This is a genomic window from Streptomyces hyaluromycini (assembly GCF_002217755.1).
In the GTDB taxonomy this organism is placed as follows: domain Bacteria; phylum Actinomycetota; class Actinomycetes; order Streptomycetales; family Streptomycetaceae; genus Streptomyces; species Streptomyces hyaluromycini.
The window spans coordinates 88,072-112,969 of record NZ_BCFL01000018.1 but is presented as its reverse complement, the minus strand read 5'-3'; the positions used below and the strand labels follow the sequence as shown (position 1 = coordinate 112,969).

General features: G+C 70.9%; 20 protein-coding genes. 8 read left to right on the top strand and 12 right to left on the bottom strand.

Going from position 1 to position 24,898, the window contains the following annotated elements; translation table 11 throughout:
* Positions 1-40 precede the first annotated feature (40 nt).
* Complete coding sequence (locus SSP29_RS13640; protein WP_089100886.1) at positions 41-1,867, bottom strand: DUF8508 domain-containing protein; 1,827 nt, start codon at positions 1,865-1,867, stop codon at positions 41-43.
* A gap of 342 nt (positions 1,868-2,209) precedes the next feature.
* Between SSP29_RS13640 and SSP29_RS13635 the strand changes: the two genes are divergently transcribed.
* A complete protein-coding gene (locus tag SSP29_RS13635) occupies positions 2,210-3,640 on the top strand; it encodes a hypothetical protein (protein ID WP_089100885.1) in 1,431 nt (476 codons plus the stop codon).
* Between the two features lie 498 nt (positions 3,641-4,138).
* On the opposite strand, the gene SSP29_RS13625 is transcribed toward SSP29_RS13635, so the two are convergent.
* Entirely contained in the window at positions 4,139-5,767 is a 1,629-nt protein-coding gene (locus SSP29_RS13625) for an IS200/IS605 family element transposase accessory protein TnpB (RefSeq protein ID WP_089100883.1), read from the bottom strand.
* 310 nt (positions 5,768-6,077) lie between these two features.
* Positions 6,078-7,574: a hypothetical protein gene (locus SSP29_RS13620; RefSeq protein ID WP_089100882.1), complete on the bottom strand. Its 1,497-nt coding sequence runs from the start codon at positions 7,572-7,574 to the stop codon at positions 6,078-6,080.
* 112 nt (positions 7,575-7,686) lie between these two features.
* Here SSP29_RS13620 and SSP29_RS13615 point away from each other — a divergent pair, with 112 nt between their 5' ends.
* Together SSP29_RS13615 and SSP29_RS13610 are read left to right on the top strand one after the other, a co-directional pair.
* On the top strand, positions 7,687-8,343 hold the full coding sequence (locus SSP29_RS13615) for a GntR family transcriptional regulator (protein WP_089100881.1): 657 nt from the start codon (positions 7,687-7,689) through the stop codon (positions 8,341-8,343).
* Between the two features lie 22 nt (positions 8,344-8,365).
* The gene (locus SSP29_RS13610) at positions 8,366-9,382 is read left to right on the top strand and encodes a 1-aminocyclopropane-1-carboxylate deaminase (RefSeq protein WP_089100880.1); all 1,017 of its coding nucleotides are present in this window, start codon (positions 8,366-8,368) and stop codon (positions 9,380-9,382) included.
* 449 nt (positions 9,383-9,831) lie between these two features.
* On the opposite strand, the gene SSP29_RS13605 is transcribed toward SSP29_RS13610, so the two are convergent.
* Entirely contained in the window at positions 9,832-11,280 is a 1,449-nt protein-coding gene (locus SSP29_RS13605) for an MFS transporter (RefSeq protein WP_089100879.1), read from the bottom strand.
* A 152-nt stretch (positions 11,281-11,432) separates the two neighbouring features.
* On the opposite strand from SSP29_RS13605, the gene SSP29_RS13600 reads away from it, so the two are divergent.
* Positions 11,433-11,999 (top strand): TetR/AcrR family transcriptional regulator, encoded by a 567-nt coding sequence (locus SSP29_RS13600; RefSeq protein WP_089100878.1) that lies wholly within the window; start codon positions 11,433-11,435, stop codon positions 11,997-11,999.
* Positions 12,000-12,033: 34 nt separating this feature from the next.
* Here SSP29_RS13600 and SSP29_RS13595 read toward each other — a convergent pair whose 3' ends face one another.
* From SSP29_RS13595 to SSP29_RS13565, 7 genes are all read right to left on the bottom strand, one after another.
* A complete protein-coding gene (locus SSP29_RS13595) occupies positions 12,034-13,233 on the bottom strand; it encodes a TerD family protein (protein WP_089100877.1) in 1,200 nt (399 codons plus the stop codon).
* A gap of 71 nt (positions 13,234-13,304) precedes the next feature.
* Positions 13,305-14,294 carry a zinc-dependent alcohol dehydrogenase family protein gene (locus SSP29_RS13590; RefSeq protein WP_089100876.1) on the bottom strand — a complete coding sequence of 330 codons (990 nt, stop codon included), beginning with the start codon at positions 14,292-14,294 and terminating at the stop codon, positions 13,305-13,307.
* A complete protein-coding gene (locus SSP29_RS13585; protein ID WP_150134107.1) occupies positions 14,291-15,127 on the bottom strand; it encodes a carbohydrate ABC transporter permease in 837 nt (278 codons plus the stop codon). Before SSP29_RS13585 ends, SSP29_RS13590 begins: the two co-directional genes overlap by 4 nt.
* A complete protein-coding gene (locus SSP29_RS13580; protein ID WP_089100875.1) occupies positions 15,124-16,065 on the bottom strand; it encodes a carbohydrate ABC transporter permease in 942 nt (313 codons plus the stop codon). The genes SSP29_RS13585 and SSP29_RS13580 overlap by 4 nt, the downstream gene beginning before the upstream one ends.
* Complete coding sequence (locus SSP29_RS13575) at positions 16,062-17,432, bottom strand: ABC transporter substrate-binding protein (protein WP_089100874.1); 1,371 nt, start codon at positions 17,430-17,432, stop codon at positions 16,062-16,064. Before SSP29_RS13575 ends, SSP29_RS13580 begins: the two co-directional genes overlap by 4 nt.
* 132 nt (positions 17,433-17,564) lie before the next feature.
* Entirely contained in the window at positions 17,565-18,335 is a 771-nt protein-coding gene (locus SSP29_RS13570; RefSeq protein ID WP_089100873.1) for a DeoR/GlpR family DNA-binding transcription regulator, read from the bottom strand.
* Positions 18,336-18,620: 285 nt separating this feature from the next.
* Positions 18,621-19,430: an NAD-dependent epimerase/dehydratase family protein gene (locus SSP29_RS13565; RefSeq protein ID WP_089100872.1), complete on the bottom strand. Its 810-nt coding sequence runs from the start codon at positions 19,428-19,430 to the stop codon at positions 18,621-18,623.
* A 284-nt stretch (positions 19,431-19,714) separates the two neighbouring features.
* Between SSP29_RS13565 and SSP29_RS13560 the strand changes: the two genes are divergently transcribed.
* Both SSP29_RS13560 and SSP29_RS13555 read left to right on the top strand, forming a co-directional pair.
* On the top strand, positions 19,715-20,656 hold the full coding sequence (locus tag SSP29_RS13560) for a 5-dehydro-4-deoxyglucarate dehydratase (protein WP_089100871.1): 942 nt from the start codon (positions 19,715-19,717) through the stop codon (positions 20,654-20,656).
* Between the two features lie 29 nt (positions 20,657-20,685).
* Complete coding sequence (locus tag SSP29_RS13555; RefSeq protein ID WP_089101598.1) at positions 20,686-21,843, top strand: hypothetical protein; 1,158 nt, start codon at positions 20,686-20,688, stop codon at positions 21,841-21,843.
* Here SSP29_RS13555 and SSP29_RS13550 read toward each other — a convergent pair.
* Complete coding sequence (locus tag SSP29_RS13550; protein WP_089100870.1) at positions 21,786-23,015, bottom strand: MFS transporter; 1,230 nt, start codon at positions 23,013-23,015, stop codon at positions 21,786-21,788. The genes SSP29_RS13555 and SSP29_RS13550 overlap by 58 nt on opposite strands.
* Positions 23,016-23,188: 173 nt before the next feature.
* Here SSP29_RS13550 and SSP29_RS13545 point away from each other — a divergent pair, with 173 nt between their 5' ends.
* Both SSP29_RS13545 and SSP29_RS13540 read left to right on the top strand, forming a co-directional pair.
* The gene (locus tag SSP29_RS13545) at positions 23,189-23,770 is read left to right on the top strand and encodes a TIGR03086 family metal-binding protein (protein WP_089100869.1); all 582 of its coding nucleotides are present in this window, start codon (positions 23,189-23,191) and stop codon (positions 23,768-23,770) included.
* Between the two features lie 108 nt (positions 23,771-23,878).
* Positions 23,879-24,631, top strand: coding sequence for an MBL fold metallo-hydrolase (locus SSP29_RS13540; protein WP_089100868.1), 753 nt, complete (start codon positions 23,879-23,881; stop codon positions 24,629-24,631).
* Positions 24,632-24,898: the final 267 nt, after the last annotated feature.

The following is a 24,898-nucleotide window of genomic DNA, read 5'->3' as shown; positions in this document are numbered from 1 at the left end:
ACCGTCAGGCCGTCAGGCCGTCAGCGGGGCCTTCGAGCCGTCAGGGGCGGAAGCGCAGCACCTGCGGGTCGTGGTCGCTGACCTGGTCGTGGAACTCCGAGTTGATGTGCACGCTGTCGTACGCGAAGTCGCCCTTGCCGCGGATCTGCTTGCTGATCAGGATCTGGTCCAGGACCTGCTCGTTGCCCTGGTAGTCGTAGGTGTAGCGCTCCTTCGTCGGCAGCGACTGGATCGCCGACCAGAGCGCGCCGCCCTTCTCCAGGATCTTGGTGGTGCCGGAGAAGTCGAAGTCGTTCATGTCGCCGAGCGCGATGACCTCGGCGTCCTTCTGGACGGCGAGGATGTTCTTGACGAACGCGTTGACCAGCGTCGCCTGCGCGTGGCGCTGGGTCTCCGAGCTGCGCACCACCGGCTGGTACTGCGAGGTCAGCCCCTGGTCGCCGCCCTTGGAGTTGAGGTGGTTGGCGATCACGAAGACGGTCTTGCCGTGGAAGACGAACTCACCGGCGAGCGGCTTGCGGCTGGTCGTCCAGGCGGAGTTCGCCGGGTCGACACGGCCGGGGGAGGCGGTCAGCTGGGCCTTGCCGTTCACCTTGGTGACGGCCACCGCGGTGGTGGAGTCGCCGCCCGCGCGGTCGACGAAGGACACCCGCTCGGGGTTGAACAGGAAGACCTGGCGGATGTTGCCGCCGGGCTCGCCGCCGTCCTGGTCGTTGACCGGGTTGATGGAACGCCACTGGTACTTCGGGCCGCCGGCCGCGACGATCGCGTCGATCAGCTTGTTCACCGTCACGTCGGCGGCGACCGTGCCGTCGTCCGTCGCGCCGTTGTTGTCCTGGATCTCCTCCAGGGACACGATGTCGGGCGACTGGAGGTTGTTCACGATCGCGGCGGCGTGCGCGGCGAAGGTGCCGTCGGAGGGGTCGAGGTTCTCGACGTTGTAGGTCGCCACCGCCAGCTCGCCCTGCGACTGCTTCTTCGTCGTCTCGCGCTGCAGGCCGCCGCTCTTCAGGGTGCCCAGCGCGCTCGCGACGAGGGTGTAGCCGCCGTACTGGTTGTAGTCCATCGGACCGGTCGTGGCGCCGGTCAGGGTGTCGCCGACGTTCGCCACCGGGAAGTCGGCGGTCGAGCCGAGGGACTGGATCTGCAGGCGGCCGGTGTTCTGGTCGCGGTAGGAGCGGTAGAGCGAGCCGCCGCGGTTGGTGCGGTTCTCGTGCGGCTTCACCGTGACCCACAGCTCCGCGTACGGGTCGGTGGCGGTGACCACGCGGGCGTTCTTGACCTGGACGTTCATGCCCTCCAGGGACTCGTAGTAGTCCAGGGCGTACTTCTTCGGCTGCAGGGTCAGGCCGTTGACCGAGCCGCTCGCGGCCGTGTCACCCGCCGGGGTGTACGCGCTCGGCACCGACTTCTTGTCGATCACGACCGGCGCCGGGACCGCGTTGCCGGTGGAGACGGTGGTGATCGTCGGCTTGGTGATCTCGGTCAGCGACTGGTTGCCGGTCGAGGCACCGCCCGGGACGTACTCCGAGACCGTGCCGGTGACCGTGACGGAGTCGCCGACCGCGACCTTCGGGGTGGAGCTGGTGAAGACGAAGACGCCCTCGCTGGTGGCCGGGTTGTCGTCCGGCGTCGGATCCTGGAGCCAGAAACCTCTGGAGGAGCCGTAGGTGCGCGTGCCCGTGACGATGCCGGGGACGTCCGTCACCTTCTGGCCGGCGTACGGCGATGTACGGGTGGTGCCCTGGATGTCGTGGATACGCAGCCCGCCGGCCTGGGCGGGCGAGGTGAGGGCGACGGTGGACGCCGCGCTGCAGACGGCGGCGACGGTGAGCGCGGCGAGACGCGCGGAAGACCTGCTCGGCAAGGGAATCCCTCCGGGGACATACGGAAGCGCCGGGACGAGGGCGGTTTATGGTGCGTTCATGACACGTTCATATATGCCAGGTAACGCGGATGTGACACGCGTAGATGCAGGGTGAACAGTTGTCCTCCCGTTTTCTACGCGCGTCAATCTCCTGCCTGATCAGGGCAGTTGTCAAGGTTTCAGCCATGTACGGGGTCCGGCGGGTAGATGAACCGGGCGGCATGGGTGGAAATCCGTCTAGGCTGAGCGGCTGAGCCGTACGGCGTCCAGGTGGTCGTACGGCCGTCGATACGGTGTCCATGTCGCCGTACGACCGTTGAGGCGTCCGAGGAGAACCAGCCGATGTCTGACAGCGCCCCCCTGCCCCCGGTGCGGTTGCGTTCCGAAGCGGAGCTGGCGCATGCCGCACTGTCCACGCCGCTGCTCGCCCGGGCCGCCCGGCTCGCCCGCTGGGCCGGCCCCGACACCCGCGTGGACGCAGGTGGCGAACTGGTCGAGGAGCAGCTCCCGGCCGCGGCCGAGGCGCTCGGACTCACCGGGGACGACGCGGCCGCCTACGCCGGTGAGGCCTGGCGGGTCGCCGTGGACACCGGACTCGTCGAGATCGCCGACGAGGAGGCCGGCACGGTGGCGGCGGGGGAGGAGCTGGCGCTGCTCACCGGGGGCTCGCCGCATGACGTCCTCGCGGTGTGGCGGGCCGCGCTGGAGACCGTCATCGCGGACGCGAGCGTGCCCGACCTGGATGGAATTGTCGATGCGCTCGGCGAGGGCGGCGAGGTCGATTTCTCGTCACTCGGCTGGGACCCCGAGGGGGAGGCGGACTTCCTCGACGGCGTCCTCGGCAACCTGTACCTGCTGACCGTGAGCGAGGGCGGTCCCGGTGAGGCGCCGGTGCCGCTGCCCGCGCTCGCCGCGTCGATGATCGTGCCCAGCGACATGGGGGAGCCGACCAACGACGTCCTCGAACAGGTCTCCGACGCGATGATGCGGCTCGACGACCAGTTCCGGCTCCTTGAGCCGGTCGGGCTCGTCGAGTACCAGCCGGTCGACGAGGCGCTGATGGCCGACGCGGAGGAGGAGCCGGCGGCGGGGCCGGTCGACGAGGCCGACGTCTCCCGCTACGGCATGGTGCGGCTCACCCCGCTCGGCGCGTACGGGCTGCGGGCGCGGCTGCTGGAGGCCGGCTTCGAGGCGCCGGCGGTCGGGGAGCTCGCCGACAAGGGCGCGGACGCGCTGCTCGACGGTACGGCCGCGTTTCCGCAGGGGGCTGCGCAGGCCGAGACCGAGCAGTGGCTGGCCCGCCGGGAATCCCTCGCCGCGGCCCGGGAACTGCTGGCCGCCGCGCGCGGTGCGGACGCGGGCGCTCCGCTGCGGCGGCTGCGCTGCCAGCAGGCGCTGTCGCTGCTCGGCCCCGAGGCCGAGCCCGCCCTCCGCGAGGTCCTCGACGACCCCGAGCTGGGCGGCCTGGCAAGGGTCTGGCTGGTCGAACGCGGTGCCGCCGACGTGCCGGCGCCCTCCCAGGACATGATCTTCTGGCTGACCATCGACACGGTGGCCGCGCAGCTGGCCGCCGAGGGGAACTCCGAGGAACTGCGGGCGCTGGTGGAGGGCCTGGCCCAGCAGCACAGCGGGTTCTTCGCCGAGGCGTGGCGGGTCGGACACCCCGACACGGCCGACGTACTTGAGGCGATGGGCCGCCTCCACCCGGACAAGAAGGTGGCCAAGGAGGCCCGCAAGGCGGCTTTCAAGGCACGCTCGCAGCACGGGGGGTAGGGGCCGAAGGGGTGGGGGTGTGCGGAGGTTGGGCACCGCCGGGTGCCGCCGCTTGGGGTGGGCGCCGTCGCGGCGGGAAGAGAGCAGGCGGCACGGTGCGTTGTGAGCGGCAACATCCCGTGCGGCATCTGGCTCACCTGCGACGAGACCGAGGATAAAGCCGGTGCCGCCGGCGTGACCAGGGACCACGGCTACGGCTTTGAGGCCTACCCCGAGGACCGAAGCCCCGTCATGGCGCTGGGCCGGTACGCCCACGAGGCCGCTGTCGACCCCAAGCGCGGCACCCTCACCCTGAATGTCCTCGTCGGTGTCAACCCGAGCCTGTCTGAGGGCGACGAAAGCGCCGGCATCTGTCGGCGCCACCGGCAGCGGTCCTACCTACCCGATCGCCTGCAACGAGCTGAACATCGGCACCGAAGACGAGTTGGACTACAGCGAGGTTCCGGCGTCGCCTTCCCGCCGACGGTAGGACCCTGTACGCCAACATCCAGACCGTTCCTAGAGACTGAGCGGGAGTGAGTCCTGTTGCCAGGATTCATGCTCAGCCGAACGCCCCCAACGGTGTTGGGCGTTCTGGTCGACCGCGTTCGCGCCGTTTCCGGTGCGCGCGGATCGTATCCGTGGCCCGGAGATGCGGGGGCGGTTTCCCTCGCCCCCTGGGACACCCGGTCGGGCCTGGACGGTCCGATGCCCGTGCTCATCGCTCCGGTGAGCAGGGGGCGGTGCCGTCCGTCGCCGGATCGGGTGTCCCAGGGCGCGTCTTCCGATCGCCACGGCGGCTGCGTCGTGGCGGGTGGTCTTCCTGTTGTTACTGGTGAGGGGTTTCTGCCAGTGTTGGGCGCCCCATCGGGAGGTGTAGGCGGGGTCGACGGCGATGACGGGGATGCCGAGTTCGGCCGCCATGCTCACGAGTCGGGTCCGCAGCCGCGAGGTGGGCAGGCCAGAGATCAGCTTGCGGAACCGCTTCTTGCGACCGTGCTTCTCCCGGGTGGTCTCGGCGGTGAAGTCCAGGTCCTCGATGGCGATGGCGAGTCCGTGGCGCCTGGCCCAGTGCAGCAGTCGGATCAGTGCGTGCCGAATTTGGGCGTCGCGGTGCTGCGTGGTGCCGGTCAGGTCGTAGCCGAAGCGGAGCGGTTCGCCGACGGGGTTGCCGTGCCGGTCCAGGCGCCAGGCGGCGAGGTGATCGGCGTTGGTGTCCACGCCGAGCACACCGTTCGCGCGGGCCGCTTCCAGCGGCACCGTTTGGACTGGCGGGTGAGTCCAGGAGGCAGTCAGGTACCAGCGGCCCCGGCCTACGTCTTCGTGGATGCGGTAGGCCACGGCCCGGTTGGCGGTGACTCGGTCGGCCCACTGCTCACCCCGGTGCGCGAAGGACGCCCTGGCGGCGAGCAGGTACCGGCCGTGCGGGGCGTTGGCCAGGTGCGCCAGCGGTGCGGGGAGCTTGAGAGAGACCTCGCCGTCAGGGGTGACGCGGATGGTCTCGTTGCCGTACCGCTTCCCGGACTCGCCGTCTGCCTGGAGAAAGCGGCGCTGGGCTGCCCATCTGGCGCGCCACCCGGCTTCGGTGAGTTCTGCGTGCTCCAAGTGGTGGCGGGTGGTCAGCAGCCGCTTGCCGCCGCGCACCACGTGTACGACACCTGCCTCCCAGTCGGCTCGCTCGGTGGCCAGCCGGTCTTCGAGGACGTGCAGACGCCTGGTCTTCGCGAACCACTCGCGTTTGCTGCGGTACCCGCCGGGGGCACGCTTGCTTCCCTTTTCGCTCACGGGTAGGGACAGTCGGTGCCTGATCGTCTGCATGCCTGCCTGAAGGCTGTGGATGTGTGCGAGTCGGCCACGCCGGGCCAGCGCCCACTGATCGTGGGTGGCCTTCGTGATGCTGCCAGCCCAGCGGGAGGACGACTTTTCGGTGAGAGCACGCTTGCGCTGTGCCCATTGCTCGCTGTCGTGTTCCAGTCCGGCCGCGCACCGCGCCTTGAGATCACGGGAGGCCAGCGAACCAAGATGGTCGCCGACCAGGCGCAGAACCTTCTCGTCCCCGGCGCTCATGTTCTTGAGCCGGGTACGGATCGCAACTCCCGAGGGGCCGGACACCAGGAACGGCGCCGTTACCTCCCGCAGCCCACCCACCGTCCGTACCCCCCAACCCGGTGCAACAGAAATCCATCACCACGCTCAACGACCGCCATCGGCCACGGTCACGCATTCGAGACAAGAATCTTCGTTCCCCTCCAGCGCGTGCACTCATCACTGCCCGAAGACTCAGTCATACGTGCCAGAACACACTCGCGTGCCGTCGCTCACCATCTGTTCACTCCGACATCGTGTTCGCCATCACCGGGCCCTGGAGGTGTCAGAATTGCTGACCGTCAGCTGAGCCGAGCCCCCTGCCCCTCGCCCATGTCCGGCCGACGCCGGGCGCCAGGGCAGGCGGGTCTCCTCACAACCGTTGGGCGGGAGGGAAGAGACGATGCTCGGCCGCGATCCTCACCAGCGGTATCTCGCGGCCGAGAAACAGCTCGTCGGTGTAGGGGCTGTACCGGTCACTGGACTCCTTGCTGTGCGTGACAGCGCACCGCACTTTGTAGATGCGATCGGCCACGAGTGTCCTGAGCGTCGCGTCGTCGGCTTGCCGGAAGTCCAGTGAGGGCACCTGGGTGAAGGGGACGGTGGCGCCCGCGAAGTAGTCTGCCGCGCCGGTGAGATACCGGTCGAGGTCCACGGCGAGCGCGCGGACGTCCAGATGACTGTGCAGCACCGCGTACAGAGCATTCAGCTCGCTCCACTTGATGCTCTCCTGGCTGACCCCGAGTGCCTGCGCCGCCGGCTTGACCGCTTTCCTGATGTCCGCTGGCCGTTCCAACACCCCGCTCACCGCTGTGACCCGGTCGCGCAGCGCCCGGAACCACTCCTCCTCCATGCTGTACTCCAGCACGTGGTAATACCCCATGAACGCCGCGAAGGCGTCGCTCGCGGCGATCGCTCGGAGGTACCGCTCGGACAGTTCCTCGTCCAGGTCGTGCGTGTCGCCGAGCAACTGGTCGCCGATGACTCCGGTGGGCGTCCCTTGCCCGATGGCCGCCACGAACTCTGGTGCAAGCAGCGGTAGTTGACGAACCAGGCGTGGCTGGGAGGAGCCTTCGAGTCGGTCGACGTCCAGAACCGGAGCGAGGACGACGTCGCTCTCGTACGCCAGCCGCCCCCGGAACGCGGTGGCGGCCCGCTCCAATTCGTCCGTGTCAGTGTCTTGGGGCCCATCGACCCGCAGTGCCAGGAGACGGGGCAAGGCGGCCACCCGGAGCACACGCTGCGCCGAGATCCGGGCGACGGAGCCCTCCGCGATTCCCCTTCGCTTCTCCTGGCCGAGCAGGTGGTCGAAGAGAACTCGTCGGTCTAGCACCTTCAGCCACTCCATGCCGGATTGCCTCAGAGCCAAGCGCAACAGCAGAGCGGCTGATGGCGGGCCGACCGTGATCTTGAGCGGTCCGAGTGGTGTCGATATCTCGTGTCGTGTGGCCGGGACGCCCTTAGTGAGCGGCACGGAGCCCTCGTTCTCAGCCCGGACCAGCATCTCCAGGCTCGACGGCCCGACGATCTGCGTGTCGGGGCGCCGTCGGGAGCCGACGAGAATGTCGGCCAGAGTCGCGACGGCCTCGAATTCCGCCTCCACCTCCCAGCGGGCGCGAGGTCGATCATCGAATTCAAGGTACTTGCCCCTCAGTTGCTGATCAATCTCGGCGATGTCCGTACCGCCGCGCTCGATGTCCGCGCTGACGGTGAGGACCACCCGCTGCTCGTCCTCTTCCCTCGGCTCGTGATCGGTGACGAGGACGCTCAGTACGCGGACGATGGCTGTGGCCACCTCCTCCACGTCCGTCAACTCGTTGGGCACGCCGTAGCCGCCGCCCTCATCGGTCTCCTGCGGCTGTTCGTCCATATGTCCCCCAGGCGTTGTGCCTCCGGCAGATATGCGGCTCCGCAGCGTAGCGAGAACTGTCATGGAGTCGCATGCTTGTCTGGAACGAGGTTGATATCTAACATTTCAATCTGTGGAAGCCCTACGCCCCCTGCCCCGCACCCTGCTCCGAGACCGCGCCTACGCCGCGATCCGGGATGCCATCGTCGCCGGGGAGATCGAACCCGGCGCGGTGGTGCGCGATGCCGAGCTCGCGGATCGGCTCGGGCTGTCCCGGGCGCCCGTGCGGGAGGCGTTCGCGCGCCTCGTCGACGAGGGGCTCCTGGAGAGCAAGCCGCAGAGCTACACCCGGGTCACCCCGGTCGTGGCGGCCGAGGTGCGGGACGCGGCGGCCGTGGTCGGCGCCATGCACGAGCTGGTCACCCGGGTCGCCGTACCCCGGCTGCGGGACTCGGACCTGGACGAGATGCGCGTGTCCAACGTCCGTTTCGCGGCCGCCGTACAGACGGGTGACGTGGACGAGGCCCTGCGCGCCGACGACGAACTGCACGACGTGCTGGTCCGGGTGGCCGGCAACCGCGCGGCCGCCGCCACCGTCGCCCGCTACACCCCCCTCATCCGCCGCCTGGAGCGCCGCCGCTTCGGCGAGGGCGGCTCCTGCCGCTCGCCCGGCCTGCACGAACGGCTCATCGAGGCGTGCGCGGCCGGCGACACGGAGGCGGCGGTCCGGGTCACCGCCGACATCTGGCGCACCCTCTCCGACCTGGCCGACGCCGACACCACCGACTGACCACGCCACCAGGAGGCGCCCCATGTCCCTTTCCTCCTACGACCGTTACCCCCTCCTCTTCGGCCCCTCGCCGGTGCACCCGCTGGAGCGCCTCACCGCCCGCCTCGGCGGCGCCGCGCTGTGGGCCAAGCGGGAGGACTGCAACTCCGGTGTCGCGTACGGCGGGAACAAGACGCGCAAGCTGGAGTACCTGGTCGCCGACGCGCTCGCCAAGGGCTGCGACACCCTCGTCTCCATCGGCGGGGTGCAGTCCAACCACACCCGCCAGGTCGCCGCCGTGGCCGCCCGCGCCGGGCTCAAGTGCGTGCTGGTGCAGGAGAGCTGGGTGGAGTGGCCGGACTCGGTGTACGACAAGGTCGGCAACATTCTCATCAGCAGGCTGGCGGGAGCCGACGTACGCCTGGTCCGGGCCGGGTTCGGGATCGGGTTCAAGGAGAGCTGGGAACTGGCGCTGCGCGAGGTCGAGGAGTCCGGCGGCAAGCCGTACGCCATCCCGGCCGGTGCCTCCGACCACCCGCTCGGCGGCCTCGGCTTCGCCGGCTGGGCCTACGAAGTAGCCGAGCAGGAGCAGCAGTTGGGCGTCTTCTTCGACACGGTCGTGGTCTGCTCGGTGACCGGCTCGACCCAGGCCGGCATGGTCGCCGGGTTCGCCGCGCTGGAGGAGGCGGGCGGCCGCGAACGTAGGGTCATCGGCATCGACGCCTCGGCCAAGCCCGCCGAAACCCGCGAACAGGTCGCCAGGATCGCCCATCGCACCGGCCAGTTGATAGGCCTCAAGCGGGACCTGACGATCGACGACGTCGAACTCGACGACCGCTACCACGCCGGTGTCTACGGCATCCCGGACGACACCACCCTGGACGCCATGCGCCTCGCCGCCCGCACCGAGGGCATGGTCACCGACCCGGTGTACGAGGGCAAGTCGATGGCGGGGATGGTCGACCTGGTCGAGCGGGGCGAGATCCCCGCCGACTCCACGGTGCTCTACGCCCACCTGGGCGGCCAGCCGGCGCTGAACGCGTACAGCGCTCTGTTCTAGACGGTCTGTCGATCGTCCGGCCGGTGTGCGTCGGTTGTCGGCTGCGGCGCCGTCGTGGCTGGTCGCGCAGTTCCTCCCCCAGCCTTCGGCCGGGGGTACCCCCAGCGCCCCTTCGGGGGCGCTGCCGGACCGGCGGACTTCACCGGACCCGCTCGGATCGATGTCGCCCCGGTTCCGAAAGCGCCCCGTCAGGGGCGCGGGGCTGTAGCTGATTTGCGGCTGCCGCCGCGTGGGCGCGACCAGCCCCCACACACCCGCAGCCGACGACGATCGCCTAGGGCCTGTCTGACAATTCCCGTCGTCGCCCGGAGGGCGGCCTCGCGGCGTCAGGTGCGTGCTCTCGGCGTGCCGGGCGTAGGCCCTCGTACTGGACGTACTTGGGTCTGCGCCCGGTGCGGCGAGAGTGCGTGCATGGCGTCGCGAGGCAGACGGGAATTGTCAGACAGGCCCTAGGCCCCATGCCTCCGCGGACCTGTGATCACGAACCCCGCCACCAGCAACGCGACCATGGCCACCAGCGACCCGATGCCGAAGGCGCGGGACGCGCCGTGGGTGAGGATCTCGGCCGGGCTGCCGCTCGCCTGCCTGGTCACCGTGCCGTACACGGTGACCAGGACGGCGAGTCCGAGGGTGCCGCCGAGCCACTGCAGCGTCTGCAGCAGTCCGGACGCGGCCCCCGCCTCCCGGGGCTCGATACGGGCGAGGATGGTCGCGTTGAGCGGCATGAAGCTCAGGCCGACGCCCACGCCGAGCAGCAGCAGCGGACCGAGCAGCCCGGTGACGTAGCCGTCGCCGGGCCGCAGCCGCCACAGCCACCCGCCGGCGACGACCAGCAGGGCGATGCCGGTCAGCAGCACCGGCTTGGCCCCGAGGCGGGCCAGCAGCCTCGGCAGCAGCCGCACCATGGTGAACATCGCCAGGGTCATGGGCAGGAAGGCGAACCCGGCGCGCAGCGGGCTGTACTCCAGGACCTGCTGGCAGATGAGGGTGAGGAAGTAGAAGGCGCCGAACATGCCCGCGGGCAGCAGCATGATGGTGAGATAGCCGCCCGCCCGGTCCCGGTCGCCGAACAGCCCCAGCGGCATGATCGGCTGGCCGGCCCGGGACTCGATCAGGGCGAAGCCGAAGAGCAGCGCGACGGCGCAGCCGAAGCCGAGCAGGGACTGGGTGTCGGTCCAGCCCTCCTCCGAGACCCGGATGAACGCGTACACCAGCGAGGTCATCCCGGCCGTCCCGGTCAGCGCGCCCGCGAGGTCGAAGCGGCCCGCGTGCCGCGGGGTCTCGGCGACGAACCGGGGCAGGGCCACGAACAGGGCGATGCCGATGGGCACGTTGATGAGCAGGGCCCAGCGCCAGGACGCCCACGACGTGAGCATGCCGCCCAGGACCAGGCCGGCGGAGCCGCCGATGCCGGCCATGGAGGAGTAGACGCTCAGGGCGCGGTGCCGGCGCGGGCCCTGGGGGAAGTTGGTGGTGATCAGGGCCAGGGTGCTGGGGGCGATTAGCGCGGCGCCGACGCCCTGCAGCGCGCGTGCCGCGAGCAGCCAGCCGCCCTCCGCGGCGACTCCGCCGAGCAGCGAGGACAGCGCGAACAGCAGCGCTCCGGCGCCGAGCGTACGACGGCGGCCCACGACGTCGCCGACCCGCCCGCCGAGCAGCAGCAGACCGCCGAAGGCGAGGGTGTAGGCGTTGAGTACCCAGGACAGGCCGGTACGGCTGAACCCCAGGCCCTGCTGGATGTCGGGCAGCGCGACGTTGACGACGGTGGAGTCGACGCCGACCATCATGTAGGCGGTGACGATGACGAGGAGGGCGGAGCCGAGCCTCGCGGGGTGCGGGGAGTCCGGCGGGGTGTCGGCGGCGGTGGACGGGGCGGACGGGCTGGACGGGGCGGACATGAGGTTCTCCCGGTCTGTGCGTCCCCGGCGCGGGCATGGTGAAGTACGGGCAGACGGACTGCCCGTGGAGCACACGACGGTAAGCGGGGACTGTCTCCGTTTAGTCTTCGATAAGATACGGAGAGAGTCCCCGGTTCGCAAGGAGTAACTGGATGACGCAGGTCAGGCCCATGCGCGCGGACGCTCGCCGTAACTACGAGCGGCTGCTGGAGGTCGCCGTCGAGGCCTTCGCCGAGCAGGGGGAGAACGCGTCCCTCGATGACATCGCCAAACGGGCGGGCGTCGGCTCCGGCACGCTCTACCGGCATTTCCCGACCCGGCAGGCGCTGCTGGAGGCCGCGTTCGTGGACCGGCTGGAGGGGCTGGCGGCGAAGGCCGACGAGTTCGCCGCGGTCCTTCCGCCGGGCGCGGCGCTGACCGAGTGGCTGAACGAACTGTGCGTCGCCACCATCCAGGTGCGCGGCCTGAAGGCCCTGCTGGGTTCCGCGGTCACGGACGGCAGTTCGGCCACGGTCGCGGCCTGCGGTGTGACGGTCCGCGGCGCGGCGACCCGTCTGGTGGACGCGGCGAAGGCGGAGGGCACCCTGCGCTCCGACATCGAGCCGATCGAGGTCCTGCGCCTGGCGCACGGACTGGCCACGGCGTCGGAACTGGCCGACGGGCAGGGCAAGGAGATCCGGCGCTATCTGTCACTGCTCACGGAGGGGTTGCGGCCGTAGCGCCCACGGCCGCACACCCGTCACCGAGCTCGGGTCAGAGCGCCTCCGCCCCCGGCTTCACCATGTTCCGTACCGTACGGGCCTTCACGAACGAGCCCATCGCCGTCATGTCCCACTCACCGGTGAACTGGCGGACCAGCTTCGCCATCATCACGCCCGTCTGCGCCTCGGCGCTCGTCAGGTCGAAGCGGACCAGCTCCTCGCCGGTCGCGGCGTCCAGCAGGCGGCAGTAGGCCTTGGCGACCTCGGTGAACTTCTGGCCGGAGAACGAGTTGACCGTGAAGACCAGGCCGGTGACCTCCGGGGGGATCCGGCCGAGGTCGACCACGATCACCTCGTCGTCTCCGCCGCCCTCGCCGGTGAGGTTGTCGCCGGAGTGCTTGATCGCGCCGCCCAGGATGGACAGCTTGCCGAAGTAGCAGCTGTCGACGTGGTCGCGCTGCGGGCCGTACGCGATGACCGAGGCGTCCAGGTCGATGTCCTTGCCGCGGAACGCCGGTTCCCAGCCCAGGCCCATCTTGACCTGGGAGAGCAGCGGGCGGCCGCCCTTGACCAGGGACACGGTCTGGTTCTTCTGGAGGCTGACCCTGCCCTTGTCGAGGTTGATCTTCCCGGTGCCGGGAGCGGGCGCCGCGGGCGGGGCCGGGGGAGCCGCGGGGGGTGCGGGTTGGGCGACCGGGGCCGCTGGCTGGGCGACGGGGGCCGCCGGCCGGGCGACCGGGGCCGCCGGGGCGGGTGCCGGCTCCTCCACGGTCACGCCGAAGTCCGTGGCGATGCCGGCCAGTCCGTTCGCGTACCCCTGCCCCACCGCGCGCGCCTTCCACGCGCCGCCGCGCAGATAGATCTCCACGACCACCAGGGCCGTCTCCGTGCCCAGCTGCGGCGGCGTGAAGGTGGCCAGCACCGAGCCGTCGTCCGCGTTGCGGATCGTCGCCGTCGGCTCGATGCCCTGGAAGGTCTGGCCGGCGGCGTCGGGGCTCGCGGTGACCACGATCTTCTCGATGCCGGGCGGCAGGGCGGCCGTGTCGACGACGATCGCGTCCGGTGCCGTACCGCCGCCGGAGCGGTACGTCACACCGGGCCCGATCGGCTGGTTGTAGAAGATGAAGTCGTCGTCGGAGCGCACCTTGCCGTCGCCCGTGAGCAGCAGGCCCGACACGTCGAGCCGCACCGGAGCGGCGACGTCCACCGCCACCCGGGGGGCGGGAAGAGGGATGTTCGAGCCAGGGGTCATAGCTGTCATGCCCCGTGAACGAACGACCCCGCTTTACTGTTCCCTTACCCGGGATCCGGCCCCCGAACGGGTCAGGGGATCACGACGATCTTCCGTCCCACGCCCGCCGCGAACTGCTCCAGCGCCTGCGGATAGCTGTCCAGCGGGAGGCGGTCGCTGATGAAGACGTCCGGGTCCAGGACGCCGTTCGCGAACAGCTCCGCCGCCCGCTCGTAGCTGTGCAGGACGGCCATGGAGCCGGTGATGGTGATCTCCTGGTTGTAGATGCGGTACGGGTCGATCGTCACCCGGGTCGCGTAGTCGGCGACGCCGAACTGGAGGAACGTGCCCGCCTTGGCGACCCGCTCCAGGCCGTCCTGGATCGCCGCCGCGTTGCCGGTCGCGTCGATCACCAGGTCCCAGCCCTGCGGGCGGTCCAGCTCGTCGGGGTTCGCCGCGGACCCGGAGACGCCGAGCTGTCGGGCGGTCTCCAGCCGGACGGGGTTCAGGTCCACCACGTCCACGCTCGCCGCGCCGGTCCGCTTGGCCAGCTCCAGCATCATCAGCCCCATCGTCCCCGAGCCGTAGATGAGGACGTGCGCGCCCAGCCGGGACTGGAGGACGTCGTAGCCGCGCACCGCGCACGACAGGGGCTCGACCAGGGCCGCGTCCTGGGTGCGGACGTGCTCGGGGAGCTTCACGCAGTTGGCGACCGGGGCCACCGCGTACTGCGCGGCCCCGCCCGGCACGGTCACGCCGATCGCGGCCCACCGCTCGCAGAGGTTGTTGTGGCCGTTGCGGCACTGCCGGCACTCGTGGCAGTACAGGGACGGGTCGACCGCGACCCGGTCGCCGATCGCCACCTCGGTCACCTGGGAGCCGACGCCGACCACCTCGCCGGCGAACTCGTGGCCCGGCACGATCGGCAGCTTGGGGGCGAACTCGCCCTGGAGGATGTGCAGGTCCGTGCCGCACAGGCCGCAGGCGGCCACCTCCACGACGACCTCGCGGGGGCCCGGTGTCGGGTCGGGGACCTCGGTGACGACGGCGCGGCCCACGGACTCGATGACGGCGGCCTTCATTTCACGGCTCCCAAGGACAGGCCCTGGACCAGTTTGTCCTGGGCGGTGAACCCCGCGGCGAGCACCGGCAGGGAGACGACGAGCGACGCGGCGCACACCTTCGCCAGGAACAGGCCCTGGCTGGTGATGAAGCCGGTCAGGAAGACGGGGGCGGTCTCGGCGACCACGCCCGTCAGCACGCGTGCGAAGAGCAGTTCGTTCCAGCTGAAGATGAAGCAGATCAGCGCGGTGGCGGCGACGCCCGGGAGGGAGATGGGGGCGACCACGCGCGCGAGGATCGTCGGCAGCCGGGCCCCGTCCACCCGCGCGGCCTCGATGACCTCGACCGGGACCTCGGCGAGGAAGGACTGCATCATCCACACCGCGATCGGCAGGTTCATGGAGGTGTAGAGGATGATCAGGAGCCAGATGTTGTCGAGCATCCCGGCGTTCTTCGCGAACAGGTAGATCGGCAGCAGGCCCGCCACGGCCGGCAGCATCTTCGTGGAGAGGAAGAAGAACAGCACGTCCGTCCACTTCCGCACCCGGCGGATCGACAGCGCGTAGGCCGCGGGGAAGGCCAGCAGGAGGACGAAGAGCGTGGAGACCACCGACGCCATCGCCGAGTTGATCAGGGCGGGCCACGGGCTCGCCCCGCCGCCGACGCCGAAGAACTCGCGGTAGCTGTCCAGGGTGAGGCCGGCGGTGAAGGACGGCGGGTTGGTCGCCGCGTCCGCCTCGGAGTGGAAGGACGTCAGCGCCATCCAGGCGATGGGCAGGAAGAACACGATCCCGGTCAGCCACGCGACCAGCCCGAGTCCGTTGCGCCGCAGGACGTTCAGGGCGGTGTTCATGCGCGGGACACCTCCTCGCGGAACAGCGACGACACCACACGCAGGGCGAAGGTCGCGATGATGATCGAGCCGATGACCACCACGACGCCCGCGGCCGAGGCGAGGCCGTTCTCGTGCGCCTGGTAGAAGCTCTGGTAGACGGTGTAGGGGAGGTTGGCGGTACCCAGGCCGCCGGAGGTGATCGTGAAGACCGCGTCGAAGTTCTGCACGATGTAGATCGATCCCAGCAGGCCGCCGAGTTCGAGGTACCGGCGCAGATGCGGGAGGGTCAGGTAGCGGAAGATCTGCCAGTCGCTCGCGCCGTCCACCCGGGCCGCCTCCAGCTGCTGCTGGTCGCGGCTCTGCAGCCCGGCCAGCAGGATCAGCATCATGAACGGCGTCCACTGCCACACCAGGGCGGCCTCGACCGCGAGCAGCGGGTTGTCGGAGATCCAGTCCGGCTGGGGGCCGCCGACGTAGTGCAGCAGGCCGTTGAGCAGGCCGTACTCGGGGTTGTAGAGCACGTGCTTCCACAGCAGCGCCGCCGCGACCGGGACGATCAGGAACGGCGCGATCATCAGCGTGCGGACCACGCCCCGGCCCCGGAACTTCCGGTTCAGCAGCAGGGCCACCACCAGTCCCAGGACCAGGCTGACCAGTACCACGGTGACCGTCAGCAGGACCGTCGTCCACACCGAGTGGCGCAGGTCCGGGTCGGTCAGGACCTGGCGGTAGTTGTCGATGCCGGTGAAGTGGCGGTCCTTCGGATAGAGCGCGTTCCAGTCGAAGAACGAGATCACCACGGTCGCCACGAACGGCAGCTGGGTCACCACGATCATGAAGACCAGCGCGGGCAGCAGCGGGGCCCGGGTGGCCCAGGCCCGCAGACGGTCGGACGGGGGCCGGGGCGCCGGCCGCGCGGTGGCGGCGGCGACCCGGGGGGAGGCGGTGGCGGTCATGATCCCTCGTACTTCTTGCCGACGGCCTCGGCGAGCTTCTGTGCCTTCTTCAGCGCGTCGTCCACGGACTGCTGGCCGGCGACGGCGGAGCTGATCTCCTGGGAGACCTTGGTGCCCAGGTCGGTGAACTCGGGGATGTCGACGAACTGGATGCCGGGCGCGGGCCGCGGCTGCACACCCGGGTCGTTGGGCTTGGCGCCGGCGATGGCGTCCCGGGTGACGTCCGCGAAGGCGGCCGCCTCCTTGCGGTACTGCGGGATGTCGTACGTCGAGGTGCGCTTGCCGGCCGGCACGTTGGCCCAGCCCGCCTTCTCGCCCACGAGGTTCTCGTAGCCCTTGCTCGACGCCCACGAGATGAACTTCCAGGCGTCGTCCGGGTTCTTGGACGCCTTCTGGATGCCCCACGCCCAGGTGTAGAGCCAGCCGGAGCTGTCGGTCTTCTCGACCGGCGCCGGGACGTAGCCCATCTTGCCCTTCACCGGGGAGCCGGAGGCCTCCAGCGAACCCGCGCCGGAGGTGGCGTCGTACCACATCGCGGTCTTGCCCTGGGTCGTGTCGTTCAGGCACTCGGCGAAGCCGGACTGGGCGGCGCCGGCCTCGCCGTGCTTGCGGACCAGGTCGACGTAGAACTGCGTGGCCTGCTTGAACTCGGGGGCGTCCAGCTGAGCCTTCCAGTCCTTGTCGAACCAGGTGCCGCCGAAGGTGTTGACGACCGTGGTCAGCGGGGCCAGCATCTCGCCCCAGCCGGGCAGCCCGCGCAGACAGATGCCCTTCATGCCGGGCTCCGCGCCGTCCACCTTGGCGGCCAGGTCGGCGACCTGCTGCCAGGTGGGGTGGGCCGGCATGGTCAGCCCCTTCTTCTGGAAGACGTCCTTGCGGTACATCAGGAAGGACGACTCGCCGTAGAAGGGTTCGCCGTACAGCTTGCCGTCCGCCGCGGTGAGGGCCTGCTGCATCGGCTTGAGGATGTCCTGCTGGTCGAAGGCGGTGTCCTTCTTGACGTACGAGTCCATCGGCTCCAGCCAGCCGTTCTTGGCGTAGATCGGGATCTCGTAGTTCGAGAGCGTGGCGACGTCGTACTGGCCGGCCTGGTTGGCGAAGTCCTGGCTGATCTTGTCCCGGACGTCGTTCTCGGGCAGCACGGTGAAGTTCACCTTGATCCCGGTGTCCTTGGTGAAGTTGGCCGCGGTGAGCTTCTGCAGCTCCACCATCTGCGGGTTGTTCACCATCAGGACGTTGATGGAGTGGGCGGAGGAACCGCCGCCCGCGCCGGCGCCCGAACAGCCGGCGAGCAGCGAGGTGGTCAGCGTTCCTGCGGCGGCCACCGCAAACAGGGCGCGGGGCGTTCGTCGGCTCTGGGTTCGCATGGGGTGCTCCTGGAGAACTTATGGGGATATAACGGGCCCGGGTGGGCGCGGGTGTGCGGCTCGGGGACTGTGTTCGGTTTGTCGGACGGTTCGGTGTGTCGGGCGGCTCGGTGGGTCAGGCGGCTCGGCGGGTCAGACGCGGATGACCTGGGGGCCCTGGAGCGAGTAGCGGTGGGCCTCGGAGGCGGGCAGCAGGGTGCTGGTGACGATGGCCTCCAGCTCGCCGATCTCCGCGAACCGGCAGAAGCTGACCGCCCCGAACTTGGTGTGCACGCCCGCGAACACGGTGCGGCGCGCGGCCCGGATCGCCTGCGCCTTCACCTCGCTGACCGCCGGGTCGGGGGTGGTCAGGCCGTGCTCGCGGGAGATGCCGTTGGCGCCGATGTAGGCGAGGTCGATGACGAAGCCGGCGAGCATCTTCGTCGTCCAGTGGTCGACGGTGGCGAGGGTGCCGGAGCGGACCCGTCCGCCGAGCAGCAGGACGGAGACGTTCTCGGCCTCCGCGAGCGCACCCGCCACCGGCAGGGACGCGGTGACCACGGTCAGCGGCCGGTCCCCGGGCAGCGCCTCGGCGATGAGCTGGGGGGTGAAGCCCTCGTCGACGAAGACGGTCTCGGCGTCGCCTATCAGCTCGGCGGCGGCGGACGCGACCCGGCGCTTCTCCGGGACATGGCTGGTCGACCGGAACGCGAGCGTGGTCTCGAAACCGGCGCTCTCCACCGGGTAGGCGCCGCCGTGGGTGCGCCGCACCAGCCCGTGGTCCTCCAGGGCGCGCAGATCGCGCCGGATGGTCTCCTTGGCCACGCCCAGCTCGGCGGCGAGCGCGGTGACGTCCACGGAACCGGTGGTCCGGGCGGCCCGCACGATCTCGCGCTGGCGCTCTTCCGCCGTCCTGGTGGTCATACCGTCACCCACTTCCCTGTGGAGCTGCCCGTTCGGGCCATGGGGGAAGTTGTACCTCCGGCGCACGGCCCTGACCAGGCCTGTTGCGAACCCGATGCTGCCCGTATACGCCCGGTTGCGCTCAGGCGTGCCCGTCTCGGACCTGGGGCGCTGCTGTGGGTGACGTGAGATCGGGCATGATCTGTGCCCGAATAGGAAGCGGACGGGCCCGTTCGGTGCCCGTCCGCTGTCTCGAACGATCGTTTTCGGTACTGCTTCGGTGTGTTCTCGGCGTCGCTACGCCCTCTAGTACGGCCAGATCGGCGGGTCGTTCACGAAGCGGCCGCCCAGGTGGGTGTGGGCCGGGTTCCCCGGGTCCAGCTCGCCGCGCTCGGCGATCAGCTTCGCGGCGAACTGCTCGGAGTCGTCCTGCGGCTCGTAGCCGAGCGCCCGCGCGGTGCCCAGGTCCCACCACAGCCTGGTGTTGGCGGAGGAGCCGTAGACGACGGTGTGGCCGACCTCCTCGGCGGTCAGGGCCGCGTGGAAGAGGCGGGCGCCGTCGGCGGGGCTCATCCACACCGAGAGCATCCGTACGTCGGCCGGCTCCGCGAAGCAGGAGCCGATGCGGACGGAGACGGTCTCCAGGCCGTGCTTGTCCCAGTACAGCTGGGCGAGGTCCTCGCCGAACGACTTGGACAGGCCGTAGAAGGTGTCCGGGCGGCGCGGGGTGTCGATTGCGATGAGGGGGTCGCCCGCACCCGGTGCCGGGGTGAAGCCGACGGCATGGTTGGAAGAGGCGAAGACGATGCGCGGGACGCCCTCCTGGCGGGCGGCCTCGTACAGGTTGTAGGTGCCCTCGATGTTCGAGCGGAGGATCTTCTCGAAGGGCGCCTCCAGGGAGATCCCCGCGAGGTGGAGCACCGCGTCCACGCCCCGCACCGCCTCGCGCAGCGCCGCCGTGTCGCCGAGATCGGCGGTGATCGCGTCCGGTTCGCCCTCGATCGGGCGCACGTCCAACAGGCGCAGCTCGTAGCCGTACTCCGGGAGCAGGGACCGCATCAGGGTGCCGAGTCCGCCGGCGGCACCGGTGAGCAGTAGCGTGCGGGGAGTGGGCATCCACGGTCTCCTTGGATCAGCGCCGGTCGCGTCCGTGTATGGCATTCACATTCATGGACACGCTAGGGAGGTGCGACGTGCCGAGTCAAGTGTGCCGTGGAGTGCGGGAATCCGCTCGACTGTTGGTCGTTTGCCGCCTTGACCGGCCCGGACGCGGCCTCGTAACGTGGTCACGTTCATGAATATAGACGCCGATCAGAAACATGCATCGACATGCCGATCTGTCAGATCTACCCGGTCTGTTCCACAGCGAACGGCGTCGACCGCCTCGACAGGGAGCGCCCGTGACGCCAGCCCCTCTCGCCGCCCGGCTTCGTGATCCGCGCGGGCCGCTCTTCTTCCCCGTCACCGCCTACGGCCCCGACGGCTCCCTCGACCTCGACACCTACCGCGAGCACGTCCGCCGGGGCGTCGAGGCCGGCGCCGCCGCCGTCTTCGCCTGCTGCGGCACGGGGGAGTTCCACGCACTGCTGCCCGAGGAGTTCGAGGCCTGCGTGGGCGCGGCCGTGGCGGCGGCCGACGGGCGGGTACCGGTGGTGGCCGGCGCCGGCTACGGCACCGCGCTCGCCGTACGCTACGCGCGTCTCGCCGAGGCCGCGGGCGCCGACGGCCTCCTCGCCATGCCGCCCTACCTGGTGGTCGCCGGCCAGGAGGGCCTGCTGCGGCACTACCGGGAGGTGGCGGCGGCCACCGCCCTCCCCGTGATCGTCTACCAGCGGGACAACGCCGTGTTCACCCCGCCCACGGTCGTCGAACTCGCCCGCACCGAGGGCGTCATCGGCTTCAAGGACGGCCTCGGCGACCTGGACCTCATGCAGCGCATCGTCAGCGCCGTCCGCACCGAGGCCCCGGGCGACTTCCTCTACTTCAACGGCCTGCCCACCGCCGAACAGACCCAGCTCGCCTACCAGGCCATCGGCATCGACCTCTACTCCTCCGCCGTCTTCTGCTTCGCCCCCGAGATCGCCCTCGCCTTCCACGCCGCCCTGCGCGACGGGGACCGGGCGACGGCCGAGCGCCTGCTGGACGGCTTCTACCGCCCCTTCGTCGAACTCCGCGCCCAGGGCCGGGGATACGCCGTCTCGCTCGTCAAGGCCGGGGTACGGCTGCGCGGCCTGGAGGTCGGCGAGGTCCGTCCCCCGCTGCACGAGCCGACCGAGGACCATGTCAAGCAGCTCGCCCAGCTGATCGAGCGCGGGTACGCGCTGCTGGAGGAGGACGCGTGACGCATTCCGGAGAGAGCCGGACAGGGCGACTGAAGGCGTCGGCGTTCGTATACCCCTGGGACGTCAACGGGGACCCGGCGGCGCCGGACCGCATCGCCGCGCTCGGCGTGCACCAGGCGACCCTGGCCTCCGCCTACCACTCCACCCGCGCGCTCACCCCCCGCCACCCCCGCCACCGCATCGTCACCGCCGAACACGCCGCCGTCTACTACCCGGCGGACGACCGCTGGACCGGCCGGGAGCTGCGCCCCTACCCGGCCGGCGACTGGGCCCCCGGCGACGCCTACGGCGAGGCGGCCGAAGCCCTGCGCGGCGCCGGCCTCGACGTCCACACCTGGGTGGTCCTCGCCCACAACTCCCGCCTGGGCGCCGAGCATCCGGACACCTCCGTCGTCAACGCCTACGGCGACCGCTACCCCTGGGCACCCTGCATCGCCCAGCCCGCCACGCGCGCGTACCTGGCCGACCTCGCCGCCGAGGCCGCCGTACGCCCCGGCGCGGCCGGCACCGAACTGGAGTCCCTCGGCTGGTACGGCCTCCAGCACCTGCACGCCCACGACAAGACCGCCGGGGTCGGCCTGGGGGACGCCGGCCAGTACCTGATGGCGCTCTGCTTCTGCCCCACGTGCCGGACCGGGTACGGCGAACAGGGCCTGGCCGCCGACGAACTGGCCGCCGCCGTACGGGAGGCCCTGGAGCCGCTCTGGCGGGGCACCGGCGACGACGCCGGCTGGCCGACGGTGGAGAAGCTGCTCGGCGAGCCGGTGGCGACGGCCACGCGCGCGTGGCGCGACGGGCAGGCCCGCACACTCCAGGAGACGGCCGTGGCCGCCGTACGCGCAGCGGCGCCCGAGGGCTTCCAGGTCCTCCTCCACGCGGACCCGGTGACGTACCACTGCGGAGCCAACGCGGGAGTGGACCCGGCCTGGATCCTGTCCGTCGCGGACGGCGTCGTGGTCCCCTGCACGGGCGGTACGGCCCTGCTGACGCCCTTCGCCGAGCACACGCGGGGCGACACGGTCCTGGCCGCCAACTTCACGGTGGTCTCCGGGATGGGCGGCAGCCCCGGAACCCTCGCGGCCGACGCCGCGCGTGCCCGCGAGCTGGGCGCGACCGAACTGCGGCTGTATCACGCCGGGTTGGCGTCCGACGGCGACCTTGCGGCGGTGCGGGAGGCGCTGCGGTGAGCCAGTGACCCGGCGGTCGCCAGCAGCGCGCCGCCGAGGAGCAGCAACAGCGGCCGGTGGTCGACGAGTTCGACGAGGGCGGCCCCGACGGCCAGTCCGACCACGTTCGGTGTGAACATCAGCGTGTCGGCCGTCGCGGTCGCCCGCCCCAGCGCGGCGGCCGGGATCTCGCGCTGTACGGCGGTGTAGGCGGCGATCAGGACGCAGGGCAGGCCCAGACCGCCCGCGAGGCTGCACGCGAGCAGTGCCATGTCACATGGCACCACCCGCCCGGCCACCGCCACCCCCGTCAGCGCGATCCCGTACGCCGCGAACCGCCGCTCGCCGAGCCGCCGCAGCGCGGGCCCCGCCACCAGCCCGACACCGACCGAGCCGACGCCCTGGACGGCGTACATCACCCCCGTGTAGGCGGGGGAGTGGCCGAGGGCGTCCACCACGGCGTAGTTCAGGCTGCTGCCGAGGGAGGCGAGGCACATCGTGGCGCCGCCGGCCCGGACCAGCGGCCGCAGGGCCGGGTGCGCCCAGAGCAGCCGGACCCCCTCGGCGGTCTGCCGCCGCCAGTTGCCGCGCACCCGTTCGGGCCGTTCCTCCCGCACCCGGAGCAGTGCGCACAGCCCTGCCGCCAGCACGAACGTGCAGGCGTCCAGCAGCGCCACGCTCGGTCCGCCGTACGCCGTGTACAGCGCGGCGCCGGTCAGCGGGGCGACCAGCTTCATGCCCTCGCGGGCGGTCATCCGCAACCCGTTGAAGTCGCCGAGGAGGGCGGGGTCGACGGCGGCGACGACGAGGGCGGATTCGGCCGCGTCCGCGACGACGCCCGCCGCGCCGTAGAGGAGGAGGACGGCGAAGAGCAGCCGGACGTCGGCGGGGGAGGAGACCGTCCAGAGGGACAGCAGGAGAAGGGCGAGGGCGAGGTTCGTGCGGATCACCAGGGGTTTGCGGCGCACGCGGTCGGCGAGGGTGCCGAGGGCGGGGCCGAGGAGGGTGGGGGCCCAGAGGGCGGCGGTGCAGAGTGCGGCGAGGCCGTCGGAGCCGGTGAGGTCCTTGACCCAGACGCCGGACACGAGCCAGAGCGCGGAGGTACCGAAGCCGGACACCACGACGCCGATGAGATAGAGCGCCGCGTTACGGTCGCGGAGCAGCCGGGCCACGGCCCAGGAGGTGGTCGTCATGCCTGGTCATCGTGGGGCTAAGGCGGGGGTGCCCGGATCGGGAAGGTGCCTTAGAACGGCGTGGTGCTTCCTGGGCGGGGTGTCGGTGTGGCGGATCGATGAGTTTCGCAAGGTGGTCCGGTCTGCCTCCTGAAGAGGACGACGACTGAGCCGGTGCACCGGGAGGCAGCACGATGACTGGTACGACCATGATCGACCTGGGCCCGCAGGCGAGGATCGTGGCGGAGCTCGCGGAGCGGGTGGCGGACGGGCAGCTCGCGGGGTCGACGCCGTGTCCGGACTACGCGGTCCGGCACCTGCTGGGCCATGTGGCGGGCCTGTCCGTGGCCTTCCGGGACGCCGCCCGCAAGAATCTGGGAACCACGACCGACCACCGCCCCGACGCGTCACTGCCGGTGCTCGGACCGGAGTGGCGGCAGGAACTGCCCAAGGCGCTCGACGCGCTGGCGGAGGCCTGGCGGGACCCGTCCGCGTGGGACGGCATGACGCGGGCCGGCGGGATCGACCTGCCGGGCGGGGTGGCGGGTGCGGTGGCCGCCGACGAACTGGTCGTCCACGGCTGGGACCTGGCCCGGGCCACGGGCCAGGAGTACGTCCCGGACCCGGCGGCGCTGGAGGCGGCGTACGGCTTCCTGCGGATGGCGGCGGCCGGCGACCGCGGCCCGTTCGGCCCCCTCGTGCCGGTGCCGGAGAGCGCGCGGCTGCTGGACCGGGCGGTGGGCCTGAGCGGCCGGGACCCGGGATGGAAGCCGTGAGGGGCAGGCCGAAAGGGGGCCGGTGGGGAGAGGCCGGCCCATAGGGGCCGGCCGTAAAAGGGCTCAATCCGTGAGCGGGCGGGGACCCGGATCCGTACTCTCCTCGCCATGCCATTGAGCCTCACCGTCCTCGGCACCGCCTCTCCCTGCCCCCGGCCCGGCCGACCGTGCTCCGGTTACCTGGTGCGGGGCGGCGGTGCCGAGGTATGGGTGGACGCGGGGACGGGGACGTTCGCGGAGTTGCAGCGGCACACGGATCCGGCGCGGCTCACGGCGATCTGGATCTCGCATCTGCACGCGGATCACAGTGCGGATCTGCTGGCCGCCGCGTACGCCTACGCCTTCGGCGGACTGACACCGGCCGCACCGATCCCGGTCTACGCGCCCCAGGAGTGCGCGCAGCGGCTGGCGGGCTTCTTCGGCCGGCCGGATCTGGGCTTCCTGGGCGGGGTGTTCGACTTCCGGCCGCTGTACGACGGCCACGCCGTCCAGCACTGGAACCTGCGGCTCGCCACCCGGGCGGTGGCTCACGGCACGGAGGCCTACGGATTGCGTGCCGAGTGCCAGGGGAGCGTGCTCGCGTACTCCGGCGACAGCGGACCGTGCGCCGCCCTGGCCGAGCTGGCCGCCCGGGCGGACGTCTTCCTGTGCGAGGCCGACCTCGACAGGCATCGCGAAGGCGAACGGGTTCATCTGACCCCGGAGGACGCGGGACGGATCGCTCGGGACGCGGGGGCACGGGAGCTGCTCATCACCCATGTGGGGCCGGCACTGACCCGGGAGATGGCGGCGGCCCGTGCGGGAGTGGTGTCGGGGCGGCCCACCAGCGTGGCACGGGAGGGGGAGGCGAGGGGCTTCTGAAACGTGGCGGGTCACCGGGCGGAAGCGCGCCCCGCTCGTCGCCCCCGCTCGTCGCCCCCCCCGCTCCGTCGTCCGGCCCCCGGCGCGACCCCGGAGACGGCTGCTGCTGAACAGGCGCCTCCGCAGTCCCTCCCGGCCGTCCTTGTCAGAAGCATTGACGAAACACAGCGGTCCTCCTACCTTCATCCGCGTCGCACTTCATACGTCATATATGAGACGCGATACGCGAGATCAGATACGTCAGATCAGGTCCCGCACCTGATACGT

Coding starts and splice junctions, on each gene's coding strand:
- SSP29_RS13635 (WP_089100885.1), top strand. CDS start 2,210: ATGTCTGACAGCGCCCCCCTGCCCCCGGTGCGGTTGCGTTCCGAAGCG.
- SSP29_RS13620 (WP_089100882.1), bottom strand. CDS start 7,574: ATGGACGAACAGCCGCAGGAGACCGATGAGGGCGGCGGCTACGGCGTG.
- SSP29_RS13610 (WP_089100880.1), top strand. CDS start 8,366: ATGTCCCTTTCCTCCTACGACCGTTACCCCCTCCTCTTCGGCCCCTCG.
- SSP29_RS13605 (WP_089100879.1), bottom strand. CDS start 11,280: ATGTCCGCCCCGTCCAGCCCGTCCGCCCCGTCCACCGCCGCCGACACC.
- SSP29_RS13600 (WP_089100878.1), top strand. CDS start 11,433: ATGACGCAGGTCAGGCCCATGCGCGCGGACGCTCGCCGTAACTACGAG.
- SSP29_RS13595 (WP_089100877.1), bottom strand. CDS start 13,233: ATGACCCCTGGCTCGAACATCCCTCTTCCCGCCCCCCGGGTGGCGGTG.
- SSP29_RS13590 (WP_089100876.1), bottom strand. CDS start 14,294: ATGAAGGCCGCCGTCATCGAGTCCGTGGGCCGCGCCGTCGTCACCGAG.
- SSP29_RS13585 (WP_150134107.1), bottom strand. CDS start 15,127: ATGAACACCGCCCTGAACGTCCTGCGGCGCAACGGACTCGGGCTGGTC.
- SSP29_RS13580 (WP_089100875.1), bottom strand. CDS start 16,065: ATGACCGCCACCGCCTCCCCCCGGGTCGCCGCCGCCACCGCGCGGCCG.
- SSP29_RS13575 (WP_089100874.1), bottom strand. CDS start 17,432: ATGCGAACCCAGAGCCGACGAACGCCCCGCGCCCTGTTTGCGGTGGCC.
- SSP29_RS13570 (WP_089100873.1), bottom strand. CDS start 18,335: ATGACCACCAGGACGGCGGAAGAGCGCCAGCGCGAGATCGTGCGGGCC.
- SSP29_RS13565 (WP_089100872.1), bottom strand. CDS start 19,430: ATGCCCACTCCCCGCACGCTACTGCTCACCGGTGCCGCCGGCGGACTC.
- SSP29_RS13550 (WP_089100870.1), bottom strand. CDS start 23,015: ATGACGACCACCTCCTGGGCCGTGGCCCGGCTGCTCCGCGACCGTAAC.
- SSP29_RS13545 (WP_089100869.1), top strand. CDS start 23,189: ATGACTGGTACGACCATGATCGACCTGGGCCCGCAGGCGAGGATCGTG.
- SSP29_RS13540 (WP_089100868.1), top strand. CDS start 23,879: ATGCCATTGAGCCTCACCGTCCTCGGCACCGCCTCTCCCTGCCCCCGG.